At 39.3% G+C, this 2,846-nt stretch carries 2 protein-coding genes; both read left to right on the top strand.

Features of this window, described 5'->3' with window-relative positions; genetic code table 11:
• Positions 1–30: 30 nt before the first annotated feature.
• Positions 31–1,512 (top strand): xylulokinase, encoded by a 1,482-nt coding sequence (locus BUC29_RS21060; RefSeq protein ID WP_073418544.1) that lies wholly within the window; start codon positions 31–33, stop codon positions 1,510–1,512.
• An 8-nt stretch (positions 1,513–1,520) separates the two neighbouring features.
• The gene (xylA, locus tag BUC29_RS21055) at positions 1,521–2,846 is read left to right on the top strand and encodes a xylose isomerase (protein WP_073418543.1); all 1,326 of its coding nucleotides are present in this window, start codon (positions 1,521–1,523) and stop codon (positions 2,844–2,846) included.

Below are 2,846 nucleotides of genomic sequence, written 5' to 3'. Positions count from 1 at the left end.
CAAAATTAATAATAAGAGAATCATTATAATATGTATTATATCGGATATGATATTGGAAGTTCATCTGTCAAGGCAGCCTTGGTAGAAGCTGAAACAGGTAAAAAAGTAATCGTTTTGAACGAACCGCAAAACGAAATGGAAATCCTTTCGCTTCATGCAGACTGGGCCGAACAGGATCCCGAAATCTGGTGGCAGCACATTTGTACAGCAACCAAAAGAGCGATCAGCGAATCCGGTATTGATGCATCAAAAATTCAGGGAATTGGAATTTCGTACCAAATGCACGGATTGGTAATTGTAGACAAGGATGGAAATGCGCTTCGAAATTCTATTATTTGGTGCGACAGCCGTGCGGTTGAAATTGGGAATAAGGCTTTTGCCGAAATTGGAGAAGAAAAATGCATGTCGCATTTATTGAATTCGCCGGGAAATTTCACGGCTTCGAAACTGAAATGGGTCAAAGAAAACGAACCTGAAGTTTATAATAAAATAGATAAATACATGCTTCCGGGAGATTACATCGCTTTGAAATTAACTGGCGAAGTAACCACTACCAAAAATGGTTTATCTGAAGGAATGCTTTGGGATTATAAAGAAAATAAAGCTGCCGGCTGGCTTTTGGATTATTACGGAATTGACCCATCGTTAACACCAAGAATCGTAGAAAATTTTACCAGTCAGGGAGTTGTAACAGAAAAAGCTTCGGCAGAATCCGGACTTCCAGCGGGAATCCCGATTGTGTACAGAGCCGGGGATCAGCCCAATAATGCACTGTCATTAAATGTTTTAAATCCCGGAGAAGTGGCCGCTACGGGCGGCACTTCCGGAGTTTTTTATGCAGTAAGCGAAATCTCCTCAGGAAAAAGTACCAGAGTCAACAACTTTGTTCACGTAAACTACGAACTGGAAACGCCGAGAGTTGGCAGACTTTTAAATATTAACGGAGCCGGAATTCAATACAGATGGCTTCGCAATAACATGGGGAACGAAAGCTACGAATCGATGAATGAAAAGGCTTCAAGGGTTGAAATTGGCTCAGAAGGCGTAGTTGTAATTCCGTTTGGAAATGGGGCAGAACGTATGTTTAATAATAAAACTATCGGAACCCATTTCTTAAACCTCAACTTAAATATTCATAATAATGCACATTTATTCAGGGCATCTTTAGAAGGAATTGCTTTTTCGTTTGTGTACGGAATGGAATGTTTAAAAGAGGATAATGCGACGATTAATGTCATCAGAGCCGGAAATGATAATTTATTCCGTTCAGAAATTTTCTCCCATACAGTAGCGACTTTAATAGGCCACGAAATTGAAATTTACAATACAACCGGCGCAGTCGGCGCAGCAAGAGCAGTTGGCCTAAAAGACGGAGATTATGACAAATTTGGTTCTAATATTACAGCCAACGATCATGTAATGACGTTTTTTCCGCTAAAAGACAAAGGACCTTATGAAAAAGCGTACCAAAAATGGAAACAAGACTTAGAATTAATATTAACACATAAATAAATAACCAAATGATAGTTTTAGGAGATAAAGAATACTACAAAGGCATTGGTCAGATTAAATTTGAAGGAAGAGAATCTGATAATCCTTTGGCATTTAAATATTACAATCCAGAGCAGATTGTAGCAGGAAAAACAATGCGCGAACATTTTAAATTTGCGATTGCTTACTGGCATACTTTCTGCGGACAAGGGAGCGATCCATTCGGTCCCGGAACACAAAAATTTGCGTGGGACCAGTCTTCAGATCCCTATCAGGCGGCAAAAGACAAAGCCGATGCCGCTTTTGAATTTATCAGCAAAATGGGATTCGATTATTTCTGTTTCCACGATTACGATTTGATTGCTGAAGGACCAACTTTTGCAGAATCAGAAAAACGTTTGGCATTCATTACAGAATACTTAAAACAGAAAAAAGCAGAATCGGGAATTAAATTGCTTTGGGGAACTTCAAACTGTTTCTCAAACCCAAGATTTATGAACGGAGCCGCTACAAACCCAGATTTTAATGTAGTAGCAAGAGCAGGGGGACAGGTAAAATTGGCTCTTGATGCCACAATCGCTTTAGGCGGAGAAAACTACGTATTCTGGGGAGGTAGAGAAGGTTATATGTCTCTGCTAAACACAGATATGGGAAGAGAATTAGACCATATGGCGCAGTTTTTAACAATGTCAAGAGACTACGCAAGAGCGCAGGGTTTTAAAGGAACTTTCTTCATCGAACCAAAACCAATGGAACCATCAAAACACCAATACGATTTTGACTCTGCAACGGCAATTGGATTCTTAAAAGAATACGGTTTAGATAAAGATTTCAAAATCAATATTGAGGTAAACCACGCTACCTTGGCACAGCATACTTTCCAGCATGAATTAGAAGTGGCTGCAAAAGCCGGAATGTTAGGAAGCATCGATGCCAACAGAGGAGATTACCAGAATGGATGGGATACGGACCAGTTTCCAAATAATATTCAGGAAACGACAGAAGCAATGCTGGTTTTCTTAAAAGCTGGCGGATTGCAGGGCGGGGGCGTTAACTTTGATGCTAAAATCAGAAGAAACTCAACTGATTTGGAAGATGTTTTCCTGGCACATATTGGCGGGGCTGATACTTTTGCAAGAGCTTTACTGACAGCAGATAAAATCATCACTTCTTCTGCTTACGAAAAATTAAGAAAAGAAAGATACAGTTCTTTTGATTCTGGAAAAGGAAAAGATTTCGAAAACGGAAAATTAAGCCTGAAAGATCTTTACGCCATCGCTCACGAAAATGGTGAATTAAACCTTCAAAGCGGTAAACAAGAATTGTTTGAAAATATTATTAACCAATATATTTAA

It is taken from the genome of Flavobacterium defluvii, assembly GCF_900129555.1.
Classification (GTDB): Bacteria; Bacteroidota; Bacteroidia; order Flavobacteriales; family Flavobacteriaceae; genus Flavobacterium; species Flavobacterium defluvii.
The sequence above is the reverse complement of the archived record's forward strand: the minus strand, read 5'-3'. Positions and strand labels throughout refer to the sequence as shown.

Bases quoted from the DNA above. Each gene is read 5' to 3' on its own strand.
- BUC29_RS21060 (WP_073418544.1), top strand. From the start codon at position 31: ATGTATTATATCGGATATGATATTGGAAGTTCATCTGTCAAGGCAGCC.
- xylA (WP_073418543.1), top strand. From the start codon at position 1,521: ATGATAGTTTTAGGAGATAAAGAATACTACAAAGGCATTGGTCAGATT.